Source organism: Actinoallomurus sp. NPDC050550 (assembly GCF_040655075.1).
Lineage (GTDB): Bacteria > Actinomycetota > Actinomycetes > Streptosporangiales > Streptosporangiaceae > Actinoallomurus.
The window spans coordinates 72,842-98,094 of record NZ_JBFAJC010000008.1 but is presented as its reverse complement, the minus strand read 5'-3'; the positions used below and the strand labels follow the sequence as shown (position 1 = coordinate 98,094).

Annotated in this window: 19 protein-coding genes and 1 riboswitch; of the genes, 13 read left to right on the top strand and 6 right to left on the bottom strand. The window is 71.3% G+C overall.

What is annotated here, in order from left to right; genetic code table 11:
- Window positions 1-122 precede the first annotated feature (122 nt).
- The 3 genes from AB0I04_RS13780 to AB0I04_RS13770 all read left to right on the top strand — a co-directional run bounded on the left by AB0I04_RS13780 (window position 123) and on the right by AB0I04_RS13770 (window position 4,016).
- Entirely contained in the window at window positions 123-695 is a 573-nt protein-coding gene (locus AB0I04_RS13780) for a sigma-70 family RNA polymerase sigma factor (protein ID WP_360883408.1), read from the top strand.
- Between the two features lie 5 nt (window positions 696-700).
- Complete coding sequence (locus AB0I04_RS13775; protein ID WP_360883405.1) at window positions 701-1,336, top strand: hypothetical protein; 636 nt, start codon at window positions 701-703, stop codon at window positions 1,334-1,336.
- 2,113 nt (window positions 1,337-3,449) lie between these two features.
- Window positions 3,450-4,016, top strand: coding sequence for a hypothetical protein (locus tag AB0I04_RS13770; RefSeq protein WP_360883403.1), 567 nt, complete (start codon window positions 3,450-3,452; stop codon window positions 4,014-4,016).
- Here the strand turns inward: AB0I04_RS13770 and AB0I04_RS13765 are convergent.
- The 4 genes from AB0I04_RS13765 to AB0I04_RS13750 all read right to left on the bottom strand — a co-directional run bounded on the left by AB0I04_RS13765 (window position 3,980) and on the right by AB0I04_RS13750 (window position 8,151).
- Window positions 3,980-4,747 (bottom strand): hypothetical protein, encoded by a 768-nt coding sequence (locus tag AB0I04_RS13765; RefSeq protein ID WP_360883400.1) that lies wholly within the window; start codon window positions 4,745-4,747, stop codon window positions 3,980-3,982. The genes AB0I04_RS13770 and AB0I04_RS13765 overlap by 37 nt on opposite strands.
- A 257-nt stretch (window positions 4,748-5,004) precedes the next feature.
- Entirely contained in the window at window positions 5,005-5,670 is a 666-nt protein-coding gene (locus AB0I04_RS13760; RefSeq protein ID WP_360883398.1) for a cutinase family protein, read from the bottom strand.
- Between the two features lie 247 nt (window positions 5,671-5,917).
- Window positions 5,918-7,114, bottom strand: a complete 1,197-nt coding sequence (locus AB0I04_RS13755) for a helix-turn-helix domain-containing protein (RefSeq protein WP_360883395.1) — start codon at window positions 7,112-7,114, stop codon at window positions 5,918-5,920.
- 95 nt (window positions 7,115-7,209) lie between these two features.
- A complete protein-coding gene (locus AB0I04_RS13750; RefSeq protein ID WP_360883392.1) occupies window positions 7,210-8,151 on the bottom strand; it encodes an acyl-CoA desaturase in 942 nt (313 codons plus the stop codon).
- Between the two features lie 624 nt (window positions 8,152-8,775).
- Between AB0I04_RS13750 and AB0I04_RS13745 the strand changes: the two genes are divergently transcribed.
- From AB0I04_RS13745 to AB0I04_RS13720, 6 genes are all read left to right on the top strand, one after another.
- Window positions 8,776-9,642, top strand: a complete 867-nt coding sequence (locus AB0I04_RS13745) for a sugar isomerase (protein WP_360883389.1) — start codon at window positions 8,776-8,778, stop codon at window positions 9,640-9,642.
- Window positions 9,639-10,520: an ROK family protein gene (locus tag AB0I04_RS13740; protein ID WP_360883387.1), complete on the top strand. Its 882-nt coding sequence runs from the start codon at window positions 9,639-9,641 to the stop codon at window positions 10,518-10,520. The genes AB0I04_RS13745 and AB0I04_RS13740 overlap by 4 nt, the downstream gene beginning before the upstream one ends.
- The gene (gene nagA / locus AB0I04_RS13735) at window positions 10,517-11,614 is read left to right on the top strand and encodes an N-acetylglucosamine-6-phosphate deacetylase (protein WP_360883384.1); all 1,098 of its coding nucleotides are present in this window, start codon (window positions 10,517-10,519) and stop codon (window positions 11,612-11,614) included. Before AB0I04_RS13740 ends, nagA begins: the two co-directional genes overlap by 4 nt.
- Window positions 11,611-12,621: a 1-phosphofructokinase family hexose kinase gene (locus tag AB0I04_RS13730; RefSeq protein ID WP_360883381.1), complete on the top strand. Its 1,011-nt coding sequence runs from the start codon at window positions 11,611-11,613 to the stop codon at window positions 12,619-12,621. Before nagA ends, AB0I04_RS13730 begins: the two co-directional genes overlap by 4 nt.
- A complete protein-coding gene (locus AB0I04_RS13725) occupies window positions 12,531-13,358 on the top strand; it encodes a class II fructose-bisphosphate aldolase (RefSeq protein ID WP_360883378.1) in 828 nt (275 codons plus the stop codon). Before AB0I04_RS13730 ends, AB0I04_RS13725 begins: the two co-directional genes overlap by 91 nt.
- Before the next feature lie 159 nt (window positions 13,359-13,517).
- Entirely contained in the window at window positions 13,518-16,502 is a 2,985-nt protein-coding gene (locus AB0I04_RS13720; protein WP_360883375.1) for a transglycosylase domain-containing protein, read from the top strand.
- A gap of 44 nt (window positions 16,503-16,546) precedes the next feature.
- On the opposite strand, the gene AB0I04_RS13715 is transcribed toward AB0I04_RS13720, so the two are convergent.
- On the bottom strand, window positions 16,547-16,912 hold the full coding sequence (locus AB0I04_RS13715) for a hypothetical protein (protein WP_360883372.1): 366 nt from the start codon (window positions 16,910-16,912) through the stop codon (window positions 16,547-16,549).
- Window positions 16,913-17,021: 109 nt separating this feature from the next.
- Window positions 17,022-17,135: riboswitch (SAM riboswitch) on the top strand.
- Between the two features lie 77 nt (window positions 17,136-17,212).
- Between AB0I04_RS13715 and AB0I04_RS13710 the strand changes: the two genes are divergently transcribed.
- Window positions 17,213-18,424: an aminotransferase class V-fold PLP-dependent enzyme gene (locus tag AB0I04_RS13710; RefSeq protein WP_360883872.1), complete on the top strand. Its 1,212-nt coding sequence runs from the start codon at window positions 17,213-17,215 to the stop codon at window positions 18,422-18,424.
- Between the two features lie 143 nt (window positions 18,425-18,567).
- Window positions 18,568-22,275 (top strand): SseB family protein, encoded by a 3,708-nt coding sequence (locus AB0I04_RS13705; protein ID WP_360883370.1) that lies wholly within the window; start codon window positions 18,568-18,570, stop codon window positions 22,273-22,275.
- Between the two features lie 52 nt (window positions 22,276-22,327).
- Here the strand turns inward: AB0I04_RS13705 and AB0I04_RS13700 are convergent, their stop codons facing one another.
- The gene (locus tag AB0I04_RS13700) at window positions 22,328-23,536 is read right to left on the bottom strand and encodes an RNA-guided endonuclease TnpB family protein (RefSeq protein WP_360883367.1); all 1,209 of its coding nucleotides are present in this window, start codon (window positions 23,534-23,536) and stop codon (window positions 22,328-22,330) included.
- Window positions 23,537-23,691: 155 nt separating this feature from the next.
- On the opposite strand from AB0I04_RS13700, the gene AB0I04_RS13695 reads away from it, so the two are divergent.
- The gene (locus AB0I04_RS13695; protein ID WP_360883365.1) at window positions 23,692-24,060 is read left to right on the top strand and encodes a hypothetical protein; all 369 of its coding nucleotides are present in this window, start codon (window positions 23,692-23,694) and stop codon (window positions 24,058-24,060) included.
- 129 nt (window positions 24,061-24,189) lie between these two features.
- Window positions 24,190-25,221: a hypothetical protein gene (locus tag AB0I04_RS13690; RefSeq protein ID WP_360883363.1), complete on the top strand. Its 1,032-nt coding sequence runs from the start codon at window positions 24,190-24,192 to the stop codon at window positions 25,219-25,221.
- Window positions 25,222-25,253: the final 32 nt, after the last annotated feature.

The window sequence follows — 25,253 nt, the reverse complement described above, 5'->3', positions numbered from 1 at the left end:
CGGCTGTGAGTTGCTGGTACGGCCTCATGTGGAACGACAGAGGAACTCGGTCGCCGACACGCCGGTAACGCTTCACGGCCCTCGGTCCAAGAGCGGGTGAATGATCTGAAAGGAGACGCTGCATGGCCGTACCCGAGACCGGCCTCTCCCGCATCAGACACGATCCCGATGCGTTCGAGGGTTTCTACCGGCGCCACGTCGAGGCGGTGACCAGGTTCGTGGCTCGGCGGGTCGACGACCCGCACACCGCCGCGGACCTGACCGCCGATGTCTTCCTGGCAGTGATCGACTCCGCGCATACCTACCGGCCGGGCAGCGGGACTGAGATCGCCTGGCTCTTCGGTATCGCGCGGAACGTGCTGGCCGCCGAACGCCGCCGGGCGGGCCGCGAACTCCAGGCCAACCGGCGGATCGTGGGGCGGCGGCTGCTGGATTCCGACGACATCGGCCGGCTGGTGGAACGCATCGACGCCGAAAGCGCCGGGCGGCGCACCTACGCGGCGCTTGCCGACCTTCCCGAGGGCGTACGAGCGGTGCTGGAACTGATCGCGGTCGACGGGCTGACGGTCACCGAGACGGCTGCCGCGCTCGGCATTCGCCCGGTCACCGCCAGGGTCCGGTTGCACCGCGCCCGCGGAGTCCTGAGGGACGTCGCAGCCCTCCAGTCCCCCGCGGTCGCGTACGCGAAGGAGTGATCAGCATGCAGACCTTCGAAGATCGGCTCCTCGCGGAGCTCAAGCACGTCGTGGCGGCCGACCGGCCGGCCACCGAACCCCGGCGACGCGCGCGGCGATGGACCGGGCCCCGGCTCGCCCTGGCCGCCGGCGCCATCGCGGCCGCGGTGGGAACGGCGGTCGCGGTCCCCGCTCTCACCGAGCACGAGCGGGCCCAGGCGAACACCGTCGTGCGGGTCCCGGACGGCTCCATCGTGGTCCGGCTCGTGGAGTTCACGCATCCCGAGCGGGTCGAGCAGAAGCTGCGCGCGCTCGGCGTTCCGGCAAAGGTGGACTTCCTGCCGTTCGGCACGCAGTGCAAGGGGCGTGAGTACGACAGCGACTTCTGGATGTCGGAGCACCCGGACAACGGGGTGTTCGGGGGCGATCCGGGTTCCGACCCGCATGCCGACGCCGACATGAGGAACGCGGTCGGCACGCGCATCTATCCGAACAAGCTGAAGCCCGGAGAGATGGTGGTCCTCGACGTGTGGTTCGAGAACACGAAGGACCCCTCGTCCTCGAGCACCGTCAATCCGATGGTGAAGAAGGCCGGGACGGTGCCCCCCTGTGTCCGGGTGCCGGGCGGCCCTCGGTCCGGCCCCAACGGCGTCGGCGGCTGACGAGAAGACCGAAGATCACTGACGGTCGGCGTGCCCGACGATGCGCACCGTCAGTGATCTTCGGCGCCGCCGGCCACCGCGCTCGGAAACAGATCGTCGACACTCCGTGGCCGTCCCCTGCGCCTACCGATACCGACATAACGGGTAACTCGCGATACGGAGTGGATTCGCACAGATGTCCGGTGGCAGCACACGCCAATGACCGCAGACGGTGACACAGCGAAGCAACCGCGAAAACGGAGGTGCACGATGTCTCATCCGAAGCGGCTCCTGGCCGCCGTGTCGTTCGGCGCCCTCGCCGGGATCGGCGTGACCACTGCAGCTCAGGCGCTCGCCACCCGGACTGGGACACACGGCATGGGTCGGCGTCGGCGCGTACGCCATGGGCGCGGTCCCGACCGTCCGGAACCAGCAGACGCCGCAGGCGTTGCCATCGGCGGACAGACGTCCCCCCGCGCCCCGCACGAGCCTCCTGCGACCGCCAGGCACCCGGAGCCCGTTGGTCCCCCGGCCAGGGTGGAGCCTGCCGAAGAAGACGTACATCCGCCCACCGGGGCCGATCCGCGGGCCGGGGCCGATCCGCGGGCCGGGGCCGATCCGCAAACCCTACCGACCTGCCGTCCCATACCGCGGAGAGTAAATGAGCCTGAGGGGATCCGTGCCGGCTCGGTCACGGCCGAACGCAACTAGTTGGCGCGGTACGCCGGTCCTCCGGCCACGCGAGTTCGCGGCGAAGATGGACGGCATGCGCCGTCATCGCCGCGGTCGGCAGCGGTGACCGCCGAAGGACATACCGGCCCGGACGTTGGGCGTCTCCTAGGGCGGGGACGGCACGAATGCGCAGCCGGCTCTCCGAACCCTGAGTGACGCCCACGGCCTCGCTGATCTCGCTCCTCCGAACCTCGCCGTCGGACACCTCCGCGCAGGCGAGGACGGCCGGGAACTCCGTGAGGCCGATGGAGCGGACGCGCGTGCAGGGCTCGGTCGAGCCGGCTCAGCCGGTATCACGTACGTCGCCGTGGGCGGACGACCGCCGTACGGGCGTGCCTGTACGGCTCTCCGTCACATGGCGCTCGGTCAGATGGCCGCGAAGGCGACCCCTGCGGTGACGGCGATCATCACGGCGAGGACGACCAAGACCGTAAGCGTGGCGAGCGGCTTCTTTCGCCGTGGCAGGTGCACGGCCTCATGCTTCTGCGGCGGTGCCGGGGCGAACGACGACGGAGCCGGGCGTCGGCTCGGCGCGGTGCGCGGCGGCGTGACCGCCGGACGTGCGGGAGCAGGCCGCAGGGCGACCGGGCGTACCGACGCGGCCGGTGCGGTGGGCGCGGCGGCAGGCGGAGCGGTGTGCGGTGGCCGTACGGGCGGAGGCGTCGTCGGTGGAGAGGCGGGCGGTGATGTGGGCGGCGAGGTTGGAGGAGGCGTCGGAGGAGATGTGGGCGGGCCTGTCGGCGGCGGCTCCGGATTGGCGGGAGGCTCACATGCGCCGACGGCGAGGTGGACGTCGAGGACGTGGAGCAGGTCGAGGTCGACGCAGATCGACAGGCCCAGGGAGAGGACCGGCGCCGGGGCCCCGTTTTCCCCGGCGGAAAGACGCCGGCGGCCGACCTCGCCACGGGCGGCGAGATGCCGATCGCTCGGCCCGCTGGAGTCGCCGCCTCCCCCGTAACGCCGGCCCGTCAGCCCGCCGGAGTCGCCAGGCGCCTCGGAACGCCGATCACTCGGCCCCGCCGCGTCATCACGCCCCTCGGAACGCCGATCGTTCGGCCCCGCCGAGTCGTCATGCCCTCCGGAACGCCGATCGCTCGGCTCGTCTGCATCGTCGTCTGGGGCGCGGTCGCCGGGACGCGCGCCGCCCGCTCGAGCCGGGCCCGTTCGACGGCCTTGGCCCGGATGACGTGGGCGGGCCGGGTCTGCGGGGGCCTGCTGAGCGGCGGGAATGTTCGACGAGGCCGGTGGCCGTATGAGACCGACGGCGTATGGGTCTTCGAAGGGCAGCGCCGCGGAGATGGGCCACGCCGGGTCGGGTGCCTCGGCCGCCGCGCGCGAAGCCCCGGACGGCCACGCGCCATCCGGCGTTAGAGGCACCCGGGAACTCCCAGGCCAGATGGCCTTGTCGGAGCGAACCGATCCGCCCGACTCCGTCGACGTGCGCGCCCCGGCCGATGTGCCCGACCTGGCCGATGAGCCCGACCTGGCCGAGCGCGACCCGGCCGAGCGCGATCCCGCCGACGACGCCGACCTCGTGGATGAACCGGACCGGGCCGAGCGCGGCCCGGTCGACGACGCCGAGCCGGTGGATGAACCCGACCTGGTCGGCCCGGTCGACCCAGCGGATCTACGCGATCCCGTCGGCAGGCTCGGCCCCGCAGACTCGCCGGACCTGGTCGATGGGGCCGACTCGACCGACCCGTCAGATGAGGCCGGGTCGGCCGACGATGAGGAAGTCCCTGCCGACCGGGCCGAGGAATCGGATCGGGTGGAGGAGGCGGCCCGGGCCGACGGGACGGAGCGGCGGGTTGAGGAAGTGGATCGGGTGCGGGAGCGGGCGGACCTGGCGCCGTCGTCGGCCAGCGCGGGGGCGGACGTCAGCCCGATGAGAGCACCCGTCGCGAGGAGGCTGATGCTGCGCGTGCGCATGGGTCACCGGCTCTCGGGGATGCGGGGGAACTCCTGCTGAGCCGTCGTGAAGGCGTCCGGCTTGACGCGCAGTGCGCCGCTGAACACGTGGGAGATGTCGAACGAGAGGTAGATGCCGACGGTGAGCATGGCCGTCATCGCCGCCGCCGGGATGAGGGCCATTCCCCGGGGCCGGGCGCCGGCCAGGAACGGGAACGCGCACACGAGGATCGCGGTGATGATCGTGAGGATCATGAGGCCCTGAGGTGGCCGGGTCTTGGCGTCCACCGCCCGCTGACCGCGCGCGGAGGACATGTCGCGGATCCGGTCGAGGACGGTGCTCCGGGCCGTCTCCGCCGCGGTGCCCGAGACCTGGAGGCTGGTGACCTGGGCCCGCAGGGTGTCCAGGCGCGCCCATCCCTCCTGGCTGAGCCGGCCCTTGGCCATGAGCTTCCACTCGTTGTCGACGATGAAGCGGACGTAGTCGCGCAGGGACGCCTGGACCTGGGTGCCGGCCGGTGCGGGGAGGGCGGCGGCCGCCCAGTAGGCGTCCGTGATCGCCTGGCTCTCCGTCTGGGTGTTCTGCCGGGCGGAGTCGGCCGCGGTCCACGGGAGGACGATGGCGATCGCGAAGGCGAGCAGGAACAGGGAGGACAGCATCGAGCCCGCGTGCCCCGCGGTCGTGCTGCTGTGACCCCGGTCGTCGGTGCCGTGACGTGACTTGCGGAAGAGGAACGCGGCTGCGAACACGGCACCGACGGCCGCGACTACAGCGAGGATGAACACGAGCATGACCGTCTCCATGGCTTGCCGTTGATGAGACGCGCATACGCGAACCTGTTGCGTACCGTCACATGACTATCACAGTACGTATCCATTTTGTAGCGGCTGCGCGAACTCGCTTCCGGGAGCACGTCGCAGCGATTCCGATGGCCGAACCGGGACATCCGAGCGGTCGGACCGCCGCACGGGAACGGCGGAGGGCGCCGGTCATCGGACCGGCGCCCTCGGGAGGGATCTCGTCAGGCTCCGAGAGCGTCTCTGGTCGGCTAAGCGAGCCTGGCGGCCGCGAAGGTCGCGGCCGCGCCCGCGTCGTTGCCGTAGCTGAGGTGGGCGGAGACGTCCGTGCCGGCGCCGCACACGGGGTCGCCGTTCGCGCAGAAGTCGTCGGTGCGCGAGGCGTACGTGCCGGTGACGCTCTTGCCGATCGCGCGGATCGGGTTGCCGAACAGGAGGACGGCGGCGACCCGGGGCTCGATCGACGCCGGGATCGTCGCGACGACGGCGCCGCCGACGACGGCGCCGTCACTGCTGATGCCGATCGAGTTGTCGACGACATTGGCGCCCTGCGAATAACCGACGAGGATGAAGCGCTGATTCGGGCAGGCGGCGGCCTGTTTCGTCACGTGGTCGACGAGGTCGGCATTTCCCTTCTGCGCCGAATTCGGGTTCGAGTAGACGTCGAGGTCGGCCGGGTAGTTGACCGGATAGCTGCTGGTGGTCTTGCTGGTCACCTTCTGCTGGATGGCGGAGTAGACCGGGTCGCCCACGATGAGGCCGAGGGTGCCGGGTTCGAAGGTTCCGCGGGCGACGACCACGTCGACGTCGGCGCAGGTGGCCGCGTGCGCGGTGGTCGCGGTGGCGGTCGCGGCGACGCCGCCCGCCGCGAGGGCGACGACCGCGGCGGCGGCGTGCGCGGCGGTGCGACGGGTCATCCGAGAGCGGGGGGAGAACACGGAAATGCCACCTCCTCGCACTGACGCGAGGCGTCAGTGGGGGTAGCGCGCGATGAGCGGGAAACGCGCGCTACCCCTTTCCAGTAGGACATCGGCCTCATCGCCATGGAGCGGGCCGATGGAGGAGGACGTTAACGGTTGGGAAACGCGAAAGTAATACTAATTTCTGACAATCGAGTTGATGCTCTTGTAAACAATATGAAGGCACTCGCCCGCGTACGAGATCTCAGGTCTCGCGGGCGCGGGCGAGTGCCAGCCACGCGTGCAGCGCCATCTCCAGCGCGAGTTGCCGGTCGGTGTCGTAGAGCCGTTCTCCGAACAGCTCCTCGAGCTGCCGGAGCCGGTATCGCACCGTCTGCGGGTGAATGTGGAGGCGCTCGGCGGCCTCGTTGGCGTTGAACCCGCGCTGCAGGCAGGCGAGGAGTGTCTCCGCCAGGCGTTCGCGCTGTCCGGGCCGCAGGGTTTCCAGGGGGGCGAGCCGGGTGGCGGCGACGTTCTGGATGAAGCCCTCGTCGCGGAAGACGACGAGCGTCGACTCATGGTCGCTGCAGCGGATCAGGCTGTCGCGGGGGATGATCCCGCGACGGGCCAGGGCGAGAGCCTCCCGCGCCCATCGCAGCGAGTTCGCCGCGCCCCGCAGGGGGACGGTCGGCCCGACGGCGGTGATCCAGTCGACGTCGATGGCCTCGAGGATGCGGGAGCGGCCCGGGCCGCCCGGATCCGGGAGGAGCAGGTACGACTGCGGGCAGTCGGTGTCGACCAGCACGTCCGGCGGGAGCGTCAGGGGAGTGAACTGGTCCGGTTTCCGTTCGAGGAGAGCGACGCCGGCGACCGTACGGGGCAGGGCCCACCCGGCCATCCGGGCGACCTCGGCGACCTCGTCCGAGGACGCCGGTGGTTCGGACAGCAGCAGGCCCAGCAGTCTTCGCCTGCGGCGTTCGATCTCGCCGGCGGCCCGTCCGATCGCCTTGAGGTACCCCTCCGAGGCGGCCGCGGCGATCTCATCGAGGAAGACGAAGATGGACTCGGCGAGCGGGCCGAGGGCTTCCGGCGAGTCGCACTGCTCGGCGATGCGCCGCCAGGCCAGCCGGGCGCCCACCCGCAGGGATCGCTGCAGGGCGTCGAGGCCACGGCCCTGGGCGGCCTCCCAGGCGCCGATCGCCCGATACACCGTGGCGATGCTCTCCCACGGGGCACGCGGGTTCTCCAGCAGGTCGACGAACTGGCGGAGCGCGCCATCGACCGCGAGCCGCTGCTGCTGCCCGAAGACCTCGTCCTCCGGGCGGTCGAACTCGGGTACGTGGCTGCCGATCTCCGCGATGACCTCGTCGACCAGCGGCCCGATGAGCGGACGCAGCCAGACGGCAGTACCCCGCGGGACGGCCAGCCACGGCCGGGACTCCGCGTCTTGTCTCCTCACCACGGCCACACCCCTTCACCGGCCGATCGTGCAGTACGGGGGACGTCCTTCCTCCTCGACCACGAGCTGTCGACCAGAGCGCCCTCGGCTCCGACGGATCAGTCGGCGCGGGCGCGTACGGCAAGCCGGCGTTCGTCCGGCCAGCGGACGTGACGGGCCCAGCCGAGGTGTTCGAAGAGCCAGATGAGGCGGGCGCTGGAGTCCAGTTGGCCGCGCAGCACGCCGTGCCGCGCCGAGGTCGGGTCGGCGTGGTGGAGGTTGTGCCAGGACTCACCGCCGGAGAGGGGGGCGAGCCACCACACGTTGCCGGAGCGGTCGTGGGACCGGAACGGCCGCTCCCCGCCGACGTGGCAGATCGAGTTGATCGACCAGGTGACGTGGTGGAGCAGGCCGATGCGGACGAGTCCGGCCCAGAAGAACGCCGACCAGGCGGCTCCTCCGTCCCAGGCACCGGATCCCCACAGGCCTCCCGCGACCGCGGGGCCGGCGAAGGAGAACAGCACGATGAGCGGTTGCCAGAGCGCGACCCTGTGAAGGTCGCGGTCGGCCAGCAGGTCGGGGACGTAGCGGCGCTGGTTGGTCTTCTCGTTGTTGAAGGTCCATCCGACGTGCGCCCAGATCATGCCCTTGATGAGGGCTGGGACGGAGTTGCCGAAGCGCCACGGCGAGTGCGGGTCGCCCTGCTTGTCGGCGAACTGGTGATGGCGGCGGTGGTCGGCGGCCCAGGTGATCACGTCGCCCTCGACCGCCATCGTGCCGGCGACCGCTAGCGCGATCTTCAGTGGCCGCGCGGCCTTGAACGCCTTGTGGGTGAACAGCCGGTGGTAGCCGATCGTGATTCCGTGCCCGGCGATGACGTACATCACCGCGCCGATGACCAGGTCGTGCCATGTCACGCCCCAGCCCCAGAGCACGACGACGGACACGATCACTGCGACGAAGGGAATGCCCACGAAGATTCCGACGATCACCCGGTCGCCGGCCCCCATCCGCTCCCCCCAGGGAGCGTTCGCGTCGACGGCAACGGCCTGTTCCGCCATCTGACCCTCCTCATGACGCCGTGGGTCAGCGGAACGTTACTGGCGAGTATCAGTGTGATCTACGCAACAATCCAACACCTCGGCGTCCACGGTCATCACAAAAGTGACAAGCGACGACAGAGTGCCGAACATCACCTGGAAGGCGGCCGTCGACCCCCATAAGCCGCCGACCCGAAAATGCCAATGGCTTTTATAGTGCGACTTAATCGGCGATTCCTCGCTATCCCCGACTCAAGGTTAGAGACCTTTAACGAAGCCGCCGGCGTCGATCTCACTGCCAGACCTTTACCGTGGGTGCCGCATGCCATTTCACCGGGCCCTGAGCTCGGACGATCGATCGGGGGACACATGAAATCGCATCCCGACCGCTCCGTACGATCGGCGGCCGACGGCACGGTCGGCGTGGCCGACCGCCTGGCGCTCCTCGAGCGCGACCTCAGCCGTCACCACCCGCCGGACCACGACCGACCAGGCCACCCGCCGGACCACGACCGACCAGGCCACCCGCAGATCGCCGGCCCTCTCCGGCGATTCCGCGTCCGCTCAGACTCTTGGCGAGGCCGTGCTCATTAGTGCATGATACGAGCACGAATCGCTCAAGAACGAGCAGATATGGAGGCGGTGTTGGCGCAACGACACGTCGTGGCCGAGATCGAGAGTCAGCCTTCCTGCTGGCGGCGCGCCGGCGACCGACTGGGCGAGGCGCGGGGGGCGCTGCCCCGCGACGGTGAGCGCGTCGCCGTGTTCGGCTGCGGCACCTCGCTGTACATGGCCAGGGCGTACGCCGCGCTGCGCGAGAGCAGGGGCCTCGGCCTCACCGACGCCTTCCCCGCCTCGGAGCTGCCCTTCGGCCGGGACTACGACCGCTACGTCGCGATCAGCCGGTCCGGCACCACGACCGAGGTGCTCGAGGCGGTCGAACGGCTTCCTGAGGTCACCGCGATCACCGCGATCCCCGACGCGCCCTTCGCGGCGGGGACGCGCACGATCGTCCTGGACTTCGCCGACGAGCGGTCGGTGGTGCAGACCCGGTTCGCCACGACCGCGCTCGCGCTGCTGCGCGCCTCTCTCGGCGACGCGGTGCCCGCCGACGACGCCGAGCGTGCCCTGACCGAGCCCCTGGACCCCGCGTGGCTCGACGCCGAGCAGATCACCTTCCTCGGCCGGGGCTGGACCGTCGGCCTGGCCGAGGAGGCCGCGCTCAAGGCGCGCGAGGCGGCGCAGCTGTGGACGGAGTCCTACCCGGCCATGGAGTATCGCCACGGCCCGATCAGCATCGCCCAGCCGGGCCGGCTGACCTGGATGTTCGGCGCTCCCCCGGAGGGACTTGCCGACGACGTCGCCGCGACCGGCGCGACGTTCGCGACCAGCGGCCTCGACCCGCTCGCGCACCTCATCGTCGCGCAGCGGCTGGCGGTCGCGCGCGGCGAGGCGAAGGGCCTCGACCCCGACCGCCCGCGGTCGCTGACCCGCTCGGTCGTGCTCAAGTGATCGTCGCTCTCGACGTCGGCGGCACATCGATGAAGGGCGCGGTCCTCTCTCCCGAACTCGACCGCGTCGCCTCCCTGCGCCGGCCCACGCCGCACGGCGACGCCGCGGTCGACGCCGTGCTGGAGACCGTGACGGAGCTGGTCGGGCAGGCGGGCGACGCCCAGGCGATCGGCCTGGCCGTGCCCGGCATCGTCGACGACGAGCGCGGCGTCGCGGTCTGGTCCGAGAACATCGGCTGGCGGGACGTCCCCTTTCGCGACCTGATCACCGAGCGCACCGGCCTGCCGGTCGCGGTCGGCCACGACGTACGGGCCGGCGGGACCGCCGAGATCCGTCTCGGCGCGGCGCAGGGCGCCCGCAACTCGCTCGTCGTGGCCATCGGCACCGGCATCGCGGCGGCGATGCTGATCGACGGGCACCTGTGCGTCGCCGGCGGCTACGCCGGCGAGATCGGGCACATGTCCGTCGGGGTGGACGAGCCGTGCGTGTGCGGCGGCACCGGCTGCCTGGAGGCGGTCGCCTCCGCCGCCGCGGTCGGCCGCCGCTACGCCCGCCGTACGGGCCGAGAGGCGGCCGCCGACGCGGTCGCCGCGCTGGTGACCCAGGGCGACGTCGACGCCGCGGCGATCTGGGCGGAGACGGTCGGCTTCCTCGGCACCGCCCTGGCCGCCGCGACCGCGTTGATCGCCCCTGAAGTGATCGTGATCGGCGGAGGACTGTCCCGGGCAGGCGACCTCCTGCTGGACCCGCTCGACGACGACCTCGCCGGGCGGCTCACCTTCCACCGCCGGCCGCGCCTGACCATCGCGCGGTTCGGGGACGAGGCCGGGTGTGTCGGCGCCGGACTCTGGGCACGCGACCTATTGGAGCGACGATGACGATTCTCAGCGCGGACAAGGTCGTGACCCCCGGCGGCGTCCTCGAACCCGGATGGGTGAGCGTCGAGGACGGCCGGATCGCGCGGGTCGAGCGGGGCCTGCCGGAGCGGACCGACCGGCACGCCCATGTGATCGTTCCCGGCTTCGTCGACATTCACTGCCACGGAGGCGGCGGGGCGTCGTTCGACTCCGCGGACCCGGAGGAGTGTGTACGGGCGGCGGCGTTCCACCTGGAGCACGGGACGACGACGCTGGTCGCGAGCCTGGTGACGGCGACGCCGGACGATCTCGAACGCCGGGCGTCCGTCCTCGCGGAGCTCGCCGACGACGGCGTCGTGGCGGGCGTCCACTATGAGGGCCCGTTCCTGTCGGTCGCCCGCAAGGGCGCGCACGACCCCGCCCTGCTGCGCGCGCCGGACCCGGAGACCGTCGGCCGGCTGCTGAAGATCCCGCACGTGCGGATGATGACGCTCGCGCCCGAGCTCGACGGCGGCCTGGACGCGCTGCGCCGCGTCCGCGACGCCGGGGTGATCCCCGCCGTGGGGCACACCGACGCGACGTACGACGTGGCGCTCGAGGCCGTCCGGAGCGGCGCGCGGGTCGCCACGCACCTGTTCAACGGGATGCGACCGCTCAACCACCGCGAGCCGGGGCCGATCCTCGCGCTGCTGGAGGCGCCGGACGTGACGGTCGAGCTGGTCGGCGACGGCGTGCACCTGCACCCGTCGATCGTGGCGCACATCGCCCGGACCGCGGGCAGCGCGCGGACCGCGCTGGTGACCGACTCCATCGCGGCGGCGGGCATGTCCGACGGCGACTACCGGCTCGGCGGCCTCGACGTGGAGGTACGCGACGGCGTGGCGCGCCTGGCCGAGGGCGGCTCGATCGCCGGGAGCACCGCGACGGCCGCCGCGATCTTCCGCCAGACGGTGCTGACGTCCGGCGTCGCGCTGGAGGACGCCGTACGGCTCGCCGCGACGACGCCCGCCGCGCTGCTCGGCCTCACCGACCGGGGCGCCGTCGCGCCCGGGCTCCGCGCGGACCTCGTGCTCCTCGACGCGGACCTCCGGGTCGAGACGGTCGTGACGGCGTGATCGTCACGGTCACGCCCAACCTCGCGCTCGACGTCACGTACGAGCTGCCGGAGCTGCGGCCCGGAGAGGCCCACCGCGTCGAGAACGTCCACGCCCGCGCGGGCGGCAAGGGCGTGAACGTCGCCCGGGTCCTGCACGCGCTCGGCCACGACGTCCTCATCGTCGGCCCGGCCGGCGGGCCGACGGGCGCGGCGCTGCGCGCCGACCTGGACGCCGCCGGGCTGGCGCACGACCTCGTCCCCATCGCCGGGGAGACCCGCCGTACCGTCACCGTCGTGGCCGGCGGTGACGCCACCCTGCTCAACGAGCCCGGCCCCACGATCACGCCGGAGGAGTGGGCGGCGCTGGAGGCGCGGATCCCCGACGCCGACGTCGTCGTCATCTCCGGCAGCCTGCCGCCGGGCGTGCCCGCGGACGCCGTCGCCCGGCTCGCCCGCCGCGACGCGCGGGTCATCGTCGACACCTCCGGCGAGCCGCTGCGGCACGCCGCGCCGTACGCCTGGGCCGTCAAGCCGAACGCCGTCGAACTCGCCGAGCTCACCGGCACGGCCGACCCGGTCGCGGGCGCCCGGTCGCTGGTCGCCGGCACCGGCGACCCGTCGCTGCTCGCCGAGCTCACCCGCACGGACCGTCACGTCACGGGTGGCCGGTCGCTCGGCGCGCCCGCGGTCGTCGTCTCGCTCGGCGCCGAGGGCCTCATGGCCGTCGTCGGCGACGACGTGCACCGCGTGGCCCCACCCCAGGTGGTGACCGGCAACCCGACCGGCGCGGGCGACGCGGTCGTCGCCGCGCTCGCCGCCGGGATCGGCTCGCCCTGGCCGGACCTGCTCAAGGACGCCGCCGCGCTGTCGGCCGCGGCCGTGCTCGCACCCGTCGCGGGAGCGTACGATCCCGCCGCCTACGAAGGATTCCGCAGATGCCTCTCGTCTCCGCAGGAGAGATCGTCGTCGCCGGGCACGGCGTCGGCGCCTTCAACGTCATCCAGCTCGAACACGCCGAAGCGCTGATCGACGGCGCCGAGGCGGCAGGTCGCCCGGTCATCCTGCAGATCAGCGAGAACTGCGTGCGCTACCACGGCGCGCTCGAGCCCATCGCGCTGGCGACCCTCGCGGCCGCCCGCCAGGCGAAGGTCCCGGTCGCCGTCCACCTGGACCACGCCACCTCCCCCGAGCTCGTACGGGAGGCGGTGGAGCTGGGCCTGGGCTCGGTGATGTACGACGCGTCCGCCCTCGACTACGACGCCAACGTCGCCACGACCGCCGAGATGACCGCGTACTGCCACGAACGGGACGTGTGGGTCGAGGCCGAGCTCGGCGAGGTCGGAGGGAAGGACGGCGTGCACGCCCCGGGCGCACGCACCGAGCCGGAGGAGGCCGCCCGCTTCGTCGCCGCGACGGGCGTGGACGCGCTCGCGGTCGCGGTGGGCACCTCGCACGCGATGACGGACCGGACCGCGGCCGTCGACCTCGACCTGATCGCACGGCTGAGCGCGGCCGTGCCGGTGCCCCTCGTCCTGCACGGGTCGTCCGGAGTGCCCGACGCCGACCTCACACGCGCCGTCGAGGCCGGCATCGTCAAGGTCAACATCGCCACCCACCTGAACAAGGTTTTCACCGACGCGGTCCGGGGATACCTCGCCGACCATCCGACGGTTGTGGACACCCGAAAATATCTGGCACCGGGTCGGGACGCCGTGGCACGTGAGGTGGCGCGATTGATCGGCACGGTGCTCACCAGGGGCTGACGTGCCTTTTATCCTTCGTGGCTTAGGATCGTCAAGCCCCCGGACGCCCGGCACGCCGATCGGTGAAGCCGCGCCCCTCAGGTACCTTCGGGGGTTCACGCAGGTCACGGGGGACGAGTGAGTGACAAGGACACCGGCGTCGGAGCCGGTGAATCGCAAATGCCCGACACCTCTGCCAACGACGGCGATCCCACGACGCCCGAGGACGGCACCAACGGCGCCATGAACGGAAGCGCGGCGGACGGCACCGGCTCTCCGCCGGCCGCGGCGGACGGGTCCGGCTCTTCGCCGACGGCGGCGGACGGCACCGGCTCTCCGCCAGCTGCGGCGAGCGGCACCGGCTCTCCGCCGGCTGCGGCGAGCGGCACCGGATCCCCGCCGGCCGCGGCGAGCGGCGCTGAGACTTCGCCGGACCTGGCGAAGAGCGCCGGAAACTCGCCGACCGCCGCGAACGGCAGCGGATCCCCGCAAGGGGCAACAGGCGACACCGGCGCCTCGCCGGCCGCGGCGGACGGCGCCGAGACATCGGTGGACCTCGCCAAGGGCCCCGAAACCTCGCCGACCGCCGCGAACGACACCGGATCCGCGCAAGACGCGACGGACGACACCGGCGGCTCATCGGACGGCGCCGAGACATCGGTGGACCTCCTCAAGGGCTCCGGAACCTCACCGACCGCCGCGAACGGCGCTGAGACTTCGCCGGACCTCACGAAGAGCCCCGGAACCTCACCGACCGCCGCGAACGAGGCCGGATCTTCGCGGGGCGGGACGGACGGCACCGGATCTTCGCCAACTTCGGGGTCGTCAGGAGCGTCCAACAACGATGACGCCGTCGGGCTCGAGGCCGCGGCCGGACCGGAAGACGCGGCCGATCCGCGCGGCGTCGCCGCACCGGCATCTGCCGTGGAGTCCGGAGCCGCTGATCGCGATGACGCCACTCGACCCGACATGGCCCCGCCCGTGGAACCCACGGCGGGCAGTCTGGTCGTGGCCGACGAAAGCCCGTCGGCCATGACCGCCGTGCACGCCCTTCCCGAGGGCGAGAAGTCCAAGAACGAGAAGTCCAAGAAGCCGAAGAAGAAACGGAGCCGGCGGGCCAAGTGGCTGCGCCGCTCGGCGTACGTGCTGGGCGTGCTCATCCTGCTGCCCGTCGCCGGCTTCATCGTCGCCTACCTGATGACGCCGGTACCGACCTCCTCGCAGCCCCTGGCCAACGCTCAGCCTTCGACGTTCTACTTCAGCGACGGCAAGAGCGTCATCCTGAAGAAGGGCACCAACCGGCAGCCGGTCCCCCTGTCCCAGGTGCCGAAGCCGGTACGGGACGCCGTGATCTCCGCGGAGAACCGCAGCTTCTACAGCGACCCCGGGGTGTCGGTGAAGGGCACGGCCCGTGCGTTCTGGGCGACGGCGACCGGCGGCTCCATGCAGGGCGGATCGACCATCACCCAGCAGATGGTCCGCAACTACTACAGCGGCCTCAGCCAGCAACGCACGGCGTCCCGGAAGCTGAAGGAGATCATGATCGCGCTCAAGGTCGGGCGCGAGAAGGACAAGAGCTGGATCCTCCAGACCTACCTCAACACGATCTACTTCGGTCGGGACGCCTATGGCATCGAGGCTGCCGCCAAGGCGTACTACAACAAGGACGTCCAGGACCTGACCCCCGCCGAGGGCGCCTACATCGCCGCGGCCATCCAGGTGCCCTCGACCGCGACCGACACGTCCAACCCGAAGGCTCGCGCCTACATGCAGAGCCGCTGGAAGTACGTCGTCGACGGCATGGTCCAGATGAGGAGCATCACCCCGCAACAGGCCGCGACCATGCGGTTCCCCTTGCCCAAGAAGGAGAAGATCAAGGACGTCTTCGCGGGCGAGAAGGGCTACATGTACGACCTGGCGAAGGCCGAATTGCTACGCCTGGGCTACAGCCAGGACCAGATCAACTACGGCGGGCTGAAGATCCGTACGACGTTCGACAAGGACCTGATGGACGACGCCAAGGCGGCAGTGGAGGACGCCATGCCCTCGAGCGTCTCCAGCAAGGTCATGGCCGGTCTGGTGTCCGTCGACCCGTCGACCGGCGAGATCAACGCGTTCTACGGCGGCAAGCAGTACCTCGACAACAACTTCAACACCGCGTTCGACGCCAAGGTGCAACCGGGGTCCGGTTTCAAGCCGTACGTCCTCGCCGCGGCCCTGAACGACGGGATGTCCCTGGACGACCAGGTCGACGGCAGCGACGACCAGACGTTCGACGGCAGCAAACAGCCGATCCAGAACGACAACCACGAGGACTTCGGCCCGGTCAACCTCGTCACCGCGACGCAAGAGTCGATCAACACCGCGTACGTCAACATCGCCCAGAAGATCGGGAACGACAAGGTGATGGAGATGGCGGAGAAGCTCGGCATTCCCGAGTCGCAGCTGACCGCCAACGGCGCGAACACCGCCGTCACGTTCCCGCTCGGCGTCATCGACGTCAGCGTGGAGCAGCAGGCCGCCGCGTACGCCGCGTTCGCGTCCGAGGGCGTCTACCACGCGCCGCACGTCATCCGGTCGGTGACCGACCGGAACGGCAAGAAGCGCGTCGTCCCGACCACCGGCAAGCGGGTCTTCAGCACGCAGATCGCCCGGGACGCGACGTACGCGATGCAGAAGGTCGTCGACGCGGGCACCGGCACCAATGCCGCGCTGCCGGACCGGAACGCCGCCGGCAAGACCGGAACGACCTCGAGCGGCAAGCAGGTCTGGTTCAACGGGTTCATCCCGCAGCTGGCCGCCTCAGTCGGCATCTTCCGGAGCGACAACAAGGCGCTGAGCCTCCCCGGTTACTCCTCGTACGGCGGTGACCTGCCGGCCACGATCTGGCACAACTTCCTCGTCAAGGCCGACGCGGACATGCCGGTGAAGTCGTTCGGGGACCCGTCGGTGTACGTCGGCGGGCGCCAGTACCCGACGACGCCGGTCCAGCCGCAGCCGCACCCGAGCTTCTCGAGGCCCCGGACGACCAGGCCGTCCCACCCGTCCTCGCCGACTCACCATCCGCCGACCGGAGGCCCGCCGACCCACCTGCCCACCGGCGGCCCGACCGGCCAGCCCACGGGCCGCGTGTACGACGGCGGCGATCCCAACTCGATGTTCTGAGCGGCTGAGCGCCCGCGGCCCTACGGCGGCGGGCGCTCAGGCGTTCATTTGCAGGCCGTGGCGAGGGCGGCGGGCTGGCGCTGGACGGTGCTCTGCAGGCGCGAGATGTCGCGCGGGGTGATGCCGGTGCTGACGCCCCGCCACTCGGTCGCCATGCCGCTCAGCGTCCCGCTCAGCTTCTTGTCGTCGGACTCGCGGGCGAGCGCGTCGAACCGCGTGGCGAGGGTCGCCGCCGCTTGCTTCCACTGGGTGATGTCGTCCGGCGAGATGCGGTTCAGGGTCGCGTTGTAGGACCCGACCGCCTTGACCGCGTCCTTGCAGACCTGACCCTTGTTCGTGCCGACGCCGCATCCGGCCGCGCACACCGCGACCAGGACGACCCCCACCGGCCGCCGCCATCCACCCCGCATCGCCCTGCTCTCCCTTCGTCGAACTCCCGTGCCCGTATTCAATCGCGGAGAAGTGGTCACACGACGCCGAAACGGCGTTCTTCGGGCGAGTGCTCTATACTCACCGTCAGGTCACGAGTGCCAGCGCGAAGCCCCGGCTTGCTGGCCGGCAACCCTCCGTCCGTGGCGGGGTGCCCCGGGTGATGACCGGGTCCGACACGACCGTGCCGGACAAGCGCGGACCCCTCGCGGGGTCCCAGGCCCCGCCGGAGGTGCGTGTTGTCCGCTGTACTCGATCTGCCCCCCATCACCCGTCCCGCCCTGCGCGTCGTTGGTGAAGGCGTCCCCGTACCCCTCGCCGACGGCCGGACCGTTCCGTACGCGAACCTCGACTACGCGGCGAGCGCGCCCTGTCTGGAGGCGGTGCGCGACGCGCTCGACGCCGCCCTCCCCTACTACAGCAGCGTGCACCGCGGCGCGGGATACGCCTCGCAGGTGACGACCGACCGGTACGAGCGCGCCCGCGAGGTCGTCCGGGAGTTCGTCGGTGCGTGGCGGCGCGACGCCGTGGTGTTCACCCGCAACACCACCGACGCGATGAACCTCCTCGCGCACGCCCTGCCGCGCGGCACCACGGTCGTCGTGTTCGAGTCCGAGCACCACGCGAGCCTCCTGCCCTGGCAGCGCGGCAACCACGTCGTACGGCTCGCGGCCCCCGAATCCCCTGCGGCGGCCCTCGCGGCGGCCGGCAAGGCCCTCGCCGCGGCGCCGGCCGGGCCGCGCCTGCTCGTCGTCACCGCCGCCTCCAACGTCACCGGCGAGCTCTGGCCCGTCGCCGAACTCGCCGCCGTCGCCCGCGCGCACGGCGCCCGCATCGCGGTCGACGCCGCGCAGCTCGTCCCGCACCGGCCGTTCGACATGGGCGCGCTCGACGTCGACTACGTCGCCTTCTCCGGGCACAAGCTGTACGCGCCGTTCGGCGCGGGCTGCCTCGTCGGCCGCGCCGACTGGCTGCGCGCCGCCGAGCCGTACCTCCTGGGCGGCGGCGCCACCGCGAGCGTCGGCGAGCACGTGACGTGGTCGGCGGACCCGCAGCAGCGGCACGAGGCCGGCACGCCGAACGTCCTCGGCGTCGTCGCGCTCGCAGCCGCGTGCGAGGCCCTGACCGACTGGGAGACGCTCGTCGCGGAGGAGGAGCGTCTCCTGCGGCGGCTGCGGACCGGCCTGGCGGCCATCCCCGGCGTACGGGAGCTGTCGCTGTGGGGCGACGGGCACCCGCGCGTGGGCATCGTGTCGTTCATCGTCGGGGGCCGCGAGTCCCGCGCCATCGCCACCGCGCTGTCCGACCAGTACGGCATCGGCGTACGGGACGGGAAGTTCTGCGCGCACCCGTTCGTCCGGCGACTGGTCGGCGACGGGCGGGGCGGCTGCGGTGACGGCGACGGCACCGCGCTGCGGGCCAGCTTCGGCATCGGCACCACGGACGAGCACATCGACCGGCTGCTGACCGCGCTGCGGCGGCTTACCGCCTGACGATTCGCTCCGCTGCTGGTCAGCGGTATTGAAAGTGACACTTCGTCCGGGTAAGTCCGATCGGCTGCCGGTACTCGTGCGCGCCGCCGGTTTGCTCCCGGTACGGTGGACCTCTTGTGCAAAGAGCTTCCGGGGGGTGGCGAATGACCGGCACATGGGAGCCCGCAAACCAACTCGAGCAGCAGCTGAGCGACGCCCTACGCGACGGCGACCAGAACGCCTATTTCAAGCTGCTGAGCGTGGCGGAGCTCGTCCTTCCGCTGCCAAAGGTCGAGCCGGACCCCGGACAGCCGGCGTTCACGTGGCCGACCAGCACCCACGAGGGTCGCACCCACGTACTCGCCTACACGTCGGTCGAGGCGGCGCGCGCCTGCCTCGGCCCCGGCTACGAACACTTCGTCCGGATGCCGCTGGCGGAGATGGCGAACACCTGGCCGGACAGCGACTGGTGGCTCGCGGTCAACTCTGGGCTGCCGATCGAGGGATACCTGCCCGCCTGGTTCGTCGGACAGCTCACCGCGAACCTCCCGCCGGCCCAGGAGGCGCCGCTCGCTCCGGAGACCGGTCCCGCCGCTCAGCCGCCGGCGGAGCAGGAGGCGGCTCACGGGACGCACGCCGCACCGACCGGGCATGACGCGGTCCGCCACGACTCGTCCGCCGCGCCGATCGGACAGGAACTCCCCCAGGGCTCGCAGGCCGAGCAGACGCCTTATGGCGTGCGAGCCGAACAGGAGACGCCCTACGGCGCGCAGGCCGACCAGGAGATGACGTACGGCGCGGGGTCCGAGCAGGAGTCGGCTCACGGGCCGGCCACGCCCACCGGGCAGTACACCGGCGAAGCGGCACCGGACCACGGGTCGCTGTCGTTCCCACCGGTGCCGGAGACCTCGCTGCCGCCCGTACCACCGACCGAGCCGTCCGCTCTGGATCCGGGCGTCCTTCCACCGCCGCCCGGAGACGCCTCGGTGTCTCCCGCGGACGCGCATCCTCCGGTGAGCGGACCGGCCCCCGCGCCTTTCGGGGACGCGCGCCCTCCGGTGCCGAGCGAACCGTCCCCGACGCCCCTCGGGGACACGCACCCTCCGGTCCCGGGCGAACCGTCCCCGACGCCCCTCGGGGACACGCACCCTCCGGTCCCGGGCGAACCGTCCCCGACGCCCCTCGGGAACGCGCACCCTCCGGTCCCGGGCGAACCGTCCCCGACGCCCCTCGGGAACGCGCACCCTCCGGTCCCGGGCGAACCCGCACCGGCACCTCTCGCGGACACGTTTCCGCCGGTCCCGGGCGAACCCGCTCCTTTCGGGGACGCGCACCCTTCTGCCCCGGGCGAACCGGCACCGACGCCTTTCGGGGACGCGCATCCTCCGGTCTCGGGCGGACCGGCTCCCACTTCTTTCGGAGACGTGCACTCTCCGGTGCCGGGCGAACCGGCCCCGACGCCTCTCGAAGGCGCGCGCCCTCCGGCCTCCGGCGAACCGGCACCCGTCACCGACACCGCGCCCTTCCCTGGTCTCTCGTTCCCCACTCCGCCGCCGGAGGGGCCCCCGCCCGGCTCGTACCCGGCCCCGCCGGCCTGGGAGGAGTCGTTCGGCGAGACGACGATCGCGGACGCGCCGACCGTGGAGGCGTTCGCCCGAGAGGCGTTGGCCAGGGAGCGGTCGGCCGGCGACAGGCCGACCGGGGAGCCGATCGATGGCACGCCGACCGCTGAGTCGGCCGGCGACAGGCCGACCTGGGGCGCGCCGGAGCCGGCCGGCGAGAGGCCGGCCGGGAATGCGCCGACCGCCGAGTCGGCCGGGGGCGTGCCCGACGGGCGGACACCGGCCGGGGAGGCGCCGTCGTACCCCTCGTTCTCCACCGCCGGCGCGGTGCCGCCCCCTCCGGCGGAGGGCACCCCGCCGGTGGCCGAGACCGCGCCCATGCCGATCGTCTCCGACGACGAACCGATGCCCCCGGGACCCGGCCAGGCGGACGTCGGCCCCACGTCCTCCCCCGCCGACGCACCCACGCAGAGCGAGCCGCGGCCGGTCTCCTCCGACGTGCCTCTCGCACCGCACTTCACTTCGGACGCCGACTTCATCCCCCTGGACGAAGAAGAACGCCTGCTCTACGACGCCGCCGCGCGCGACGACCGCGAGGGACTCCTGCGGACGCTCCTGGGCGCGAGCCAGATCTGGGTGCCCATGGTCGAGGGCGGCGACCTCATGCTCGGCCCCGGCCGTCCCGGTTTCCAGTGGTACACCCGGGAGTCCGGCGGACGGACCGTCGTGCCACTGTTCACCGGGCCGAGCCGGATGCGCGAGGCGATGGGCGGCCACCCGTTCATCCTGTCCGACCTGACGAAGATCCTGCGGTTCTGGCCGGACCCGGCGTGGGACCTCGTCATGAACGACGGCTCCGCGATCGGCGTCACGATCCCCGGGGACCGCATCACGGCACTGTCGCGCCGCGTCGACGACGAGGCCGCCGAACGCCTGGCGAGCGACTTCCCCGCGCAGAACGACGCCGAACGGCGCCTGTTCGAAGTTCGGGACGATCCGGACGCGCTCCTGCAGGTGCTGCTCGAGGCGTCGGTCTTCCTGCCCGTCTGGAGCCGTACGCCGCCGACCGTGAATACGCCGCCGAGCGACCCGGCGTTCCCCTGGGCGGCGGTGTCCGTCCGAGGGCGCGCGTCGATGCTCGCGTTCACCTCCTTCGACTGGATGAAGGAAGCGGTCGGCACCACCGGGTTCGTCATGCCGACCTTCGCCGACCTTCTCACCGCGTGGCAGGAGCCGAGCTGGGACGTCTCGGTGAACCCGGGCACCCCGATCGAGATCGCGTTGTCCGCCGAGCAGATCAACGCGATCGCCGCTTCGCTCGCGAACCGCGCCGCCACGCCGTCCGCACCGCTCGCGACACCCGCGGCCCCGCCCCAGACGCCGCTGCCGGAGCCGGCGCAGGACCCGGCCGGTATCCCGGTCCCGGCGGAGGCGGCACCGTTGACCGCCCGGCCAGGACCGGCGCAGATCCCGGCGAGCATCTCGCTCCCGCCGACCACCACACGGCCGACCGCCGAACCCGGACCGGCGCAGATCCCGGCAGGCATCCCGGTCCCGACGACTACCGCACCATCGACCGCCGAACCCGAGCCGGCGCAGATCCCGGCGAGCATCTCGCTCCCGCCGACCACCACACCGCCTGCCACCGAACCGGGACCGGCACAGATCCCGCCAAGCATCTCGCTCCCGACGGTGACCGCACCGCCGACCGCCGAGCCGGCACCGGTGCCGGCCGGAGTCCCGGCCCCGGCCGAGACGATGCCGCCGATCGCCGCCTGGCTTGAACCCCAGGCCGTCGATCAGGCTGAGCCGCGCACCCCCGCCGACGGGGCGTTCACGATCATGCAGAAGGTGCTGGTCCACGACCAGGTCCCCTGGTACCTCGACAAGGCGTACGATCGGATCGCCGGCTTCGTGCACCGCGTCCAGGACGTCATCGACCTCAACACGCCGCAGCGGCTCTACGAGTGCCTCGGCCTGATCCGCGACGGATCGCCCTTCACGGTCGACGACCCGGAGGTGTACGTCATCCGCTGGGCGGCGTACCGCGCCGGGCTCTACCGCACGCCGTTCGGCGGCACGAACGAGGACGCACTCAAGGAGTGGGGCGAGGACGGCTGGGTGGTGGAGCCGCCCCCGTTCACGGGCGACGGCTTCGCCCCCGGCAGCGCGGGCAGCATCCCGGAGTACAAGGCTGAAAGTTTCAGGCTTCCGCACAGCTCGGAGATGTACGTCATCAGCAGCGACGGGACCGAACGGTTCGTCGCCAGGTACGACGCGGATCGGCTCGTGTGGGAGAAGGACAATTGACTTCCTCCCCTTCGGAGGAAGGGGAGTCCCGTCGGCCTTGCGGCCGGTCCGGCTAGGCCGGGCGCCTCGCGGCGTGGGTTTCCTGGTTCAGCGCCGACTGCGGAAGGGAGGGCCCTTGCCGTCTGACACCAGCTCCACAGGCATCACCAGGGTTGTCCCTGGCTACGGCTTGACCAGCCGCAAGGATGTTCTTGGCCGCGTTGATGTCCCGGTCGTGCCGGGTGCGGCAGCCCGGACACGTCCAGCGCCGGGTGGAAAGACTCAGCGCCGCGAGCAGGTGCCCGCAGACCGAGCAGGTCTTGGAGGACGGATACCAGCGGTCGATCACGATGAGGGTGCGTCCGGCGCGTTCGGCCTTGTACTCCAGCTGCCTGCGGAACTCACCCCACCCCGCATCGGAGATGACGCGCGCCAGCGTGTGGTTCTTGACCATGTTGGTGACCGCGAGGTCTTCGATCACGATCGTGTCGGCCCTGCGCACGAGGTTGGTGCTGACGCGGTGCAGGAAGTCGGCGCGGGCGTTGCGGACCTTGCGGTGGGCGCGGGCGACCTTGGCCTTGGCCTTACGCCGGTTGGCGCTCCCACGCTGGCAGCGGGCCATGCGCCGCTGGTAGCGGGCCAGGTTACGGGCCTTGCGCTCAAGATGGCGAGGGTTGGCGATCCGTTCTCCGTCGGAGGTGACCGCGAAGTCATTGACGCCGAGGTCGACGCCGATGGCGTGCCCGGTCTCCTCCAAGGGCTCGGGGGCGTCGGTGTCGATGGCGAACGTCACGTACCAGCGGCCGTCCGGATCCCGGGAGATGACGACCATGGTCGGGTTCAGCGTGGACACCTCGACGTCGTCGAAGGACCACACGAACTTCAGCGGCGTGGTGGTCTTGGCCATGGACAGCTCGCCGTTCTTCATGCGGAACGCCGAGCGGGTGTAGTGCGCGGACTGCCGGGAACTGCGGTTCTTGAACCGCGGATATTTGGCGCGGCCGGCGAAGAAGTTCGCGAACGCCGCGTGCTGATGCCGCAGCGTCTGCTGCAACGGAACCGACGACACCTCCGACAAGAACGCCAGGTCCTCGGTCCTCTTCCACCCGGTCAACGCCGCGTCGGTCTGCCTGTAGGAGGTCTTCTCGCCCCGCTGGTGATACGCCGCGTGGCGTTCGGTGAGGGTCTTGTTCCACACCAGGCGCACACACCCGAACGTGCGGCTGAACACCGCCGCCTGTTCGGGGTCCGGGTAAGCCCGGCACTTGTACGCCGTCCGCATGCCCATTACCTTACACAAGCCTTGCGAACATGTAAGGCGAATGGTCGAACACCGACGGACTTCGTTCTCGGACCGGCCCGGCTATGCCGGGCCGCTCCTGGCGGGGTTCGGATTCCTCCCCGGCCTGAAGGCCGGGGCAACCTGCGGAGGACTAGGTGATCAGAGACGGCTACGTCGCTCGCTGGCAGGGCACCGACTACGACGCGGTGCCCGGTGTCGACGGTGAGGTTCGGCTGTACTCCGCCGTGCCGGTGGACGGCTTCACCGAGGTACGGCCCGGCCGGTTCCTCCTGGTGGTCCGCGAGGACCAGGTCGACGGCCTGCGCTACGTCCGGACCCGCTGCACCTGGCGCGGCGAGCCGTTCGTCGTCATCGGCGAGCATGAGGGCTGGGTACGCGTCGAGTACAGCGGCGGTCGCGCGCCCGTTGCCGCAGCTCTGGAGCTCGAACGCGTGGACATCGGCGTCTACCAGGCCTGGGTGTCCCGGGACGAGATCACTGGGCTTCACCAGGAGCTCATCTAGAGGTTGCTGCGATATAACTCCGTTAGCACGGTTGATTGATCGGCTTTCACGTGATCGCATGATTCATACCTGACTCCCCGGGGTAAGCCGGGGTGATGTCTTTACGGTGCGATGGGGAGGTTGTGAGCAGTGCTCGCACGATCGGCACGAAACCCGCTGGTCATCGTTCTCGGCGCAGGGATCGTCCTGATCGTCGGCAACTCTCCCCCAGCCCTGGCATCCGGCGACGCCAGTAAGTCGGCGACGCCTTCGACCGGGACGAGCAAGTCTTCATCGCCCTCCACGTCGGCGTCACCGACAAAGAGCTCGACGGACACCCCCACTCCCACGCCGCCGGCGCCGGTACTGCACGTACGACTGAGCCGGACGACCGGTGGCACCATCTATCCGGGAACCAAGGTCTCGTTCACCGCACATGTGTACAGCGGGACGACGAGCGTCGATAACGTCAAACTGAGCCTCGGAGCAGACCCGGGGACCATCAGTGCTCGGTGCACGCTCTCCGCGGGCCTGTGCAAGCTGGGAAACGTCAACTCTGCTGGTGAGAGCGTCACCTTCACCGTCACCGTGTCGGATCCCGGGACGGTCAGCGTGTCGGCCGACGCTTTCTCCGGCGGTGTGGACAGCGGCGTCACACCTGCCTCGTTCAAGGTGACGAAGAAGCCGACGCCCAAGCCGTCGACCCCTAAGCCCTCGCACACCAGTGGCTCCGGTTCAGGGTCGGGCAGTGGGTCCGGGTCGGGGTCCGGGAGCGGGACCGGGTCGGGGACGTCGACGCCGACGGGGAACCTGAACTCCGGCACCGGGACGACGAACGGTGCGAACACCTCGCCGTCGGTCGCCGCGCAGCAGAACCCGGCGCTGCCGAACATCGGGCAAGGCCAGAACAACACTCAGGGGCAGGATCCGGCGACGGCGCCGCTGGTGCAGAACGCCGGTAACTCGCAGTCGCTGCAGAACGCCGCCGACGGGCCGGACACGCTGACGTTCGACAAGCTGGCCAGCACGCAGGCGGCCTGGCTCGCCGCGCTGCTGGTGGCGCTGGGGCTGCTGCTGACGCAGTTGCGGCTCGGCAAGGCGAACATCATCAAGGGCGTCAAGGCCGCCGAGAAGCCGAAGGGCGCCCACCGTAAGATTCGCGGCCCTCGCCGCGCGCGCTGACGGTCCTCACGTAGCGAACGGCCCCCGCTCCC

Excerpts from the sequence above, each read along its gene's own strand:
- AB0I04_RS13780 (WP_360883408.1), top strand. The coding sequence starts at position 123 with ATGGCCGTACCCGAGACCGGCCTCTCCCGCATCAGACACGATCCCGAT.
- AB0I04_RS13775 (WP_360883405.1), top strand. The coding sequence starts at position 701 with ATGCAGACCTTCGAAGATCGGCTCCTCGCGGAGCTCAAGCACGTCGTG.
- AB0I04_RS13765 (WP_360883400.1), bottom strand. The coding sequence starts at position 4,747 with ATGCTCGTGTTCATCCTCGCTGTAGTCGCGGCCGTCGGTGCCGTGTTC.
- AB0I04_RS13760 (WP_360883398.1), bottom strand. The coding sequence starts at position 5,670 with ATGACCCGTCGCACCGCCGCGCACGCCGCCGCCGCGGTCGTCGCCCTC.
- AB0I04_RS13750 (WP_360883392.1), bottom strand. The coding sequence starts at position 8,151 with ATGGCGGAACAGGCCGTTGCCGTCGACGCGAACGCTCCCTGGGGGGAG.
- nagA (WP_360883384.1), top strand. The coding sequence starts at position 10,517 with ATGACGATTCTCAGCGCGGACAAGGTCGTGACCCCCGGCGGCGTCCTC.
- AB0I04_RS13725 (WP_360883378.1), top strand. The coding sequence starts at position 12,531 with ATGCCTCTCGTCTCCGCAGGAGAGATCGTCGTCGCCGGGCACGGCGTC.
- AB0I04_RS13720 (WP_360883375.1), top strand. The coding sequence starts at position 13,518 with ATGCCCGACACCTCTGCCAACGACGGCGATCCCACGACGCCCGAGGAC.
- AB0I04_RS13715 (WP_360883372.1), bottom strand. The coding sequence starts at position 16,912 with ATGCGGGGTGGATGGCGGCGGCCGGTGGGGGTCGTCCTGGTCGCGGTG.
- AB0I04_RS13705 (WP_360883370.1), top strand. The coding sequence starts at position 18,568 with ATGACCGGCACATGGGAGCCCGCAAACCAACTCGAGCAGCAGCTGAGC.
- AB0I04_RS13700 (WP_360883367.1), bottom strand. The coding sequence starts at position 23,536 with ATGCGGACGGCGTACAAGTGCCGGGCTTACCCGGACCCCGAACAGGCG.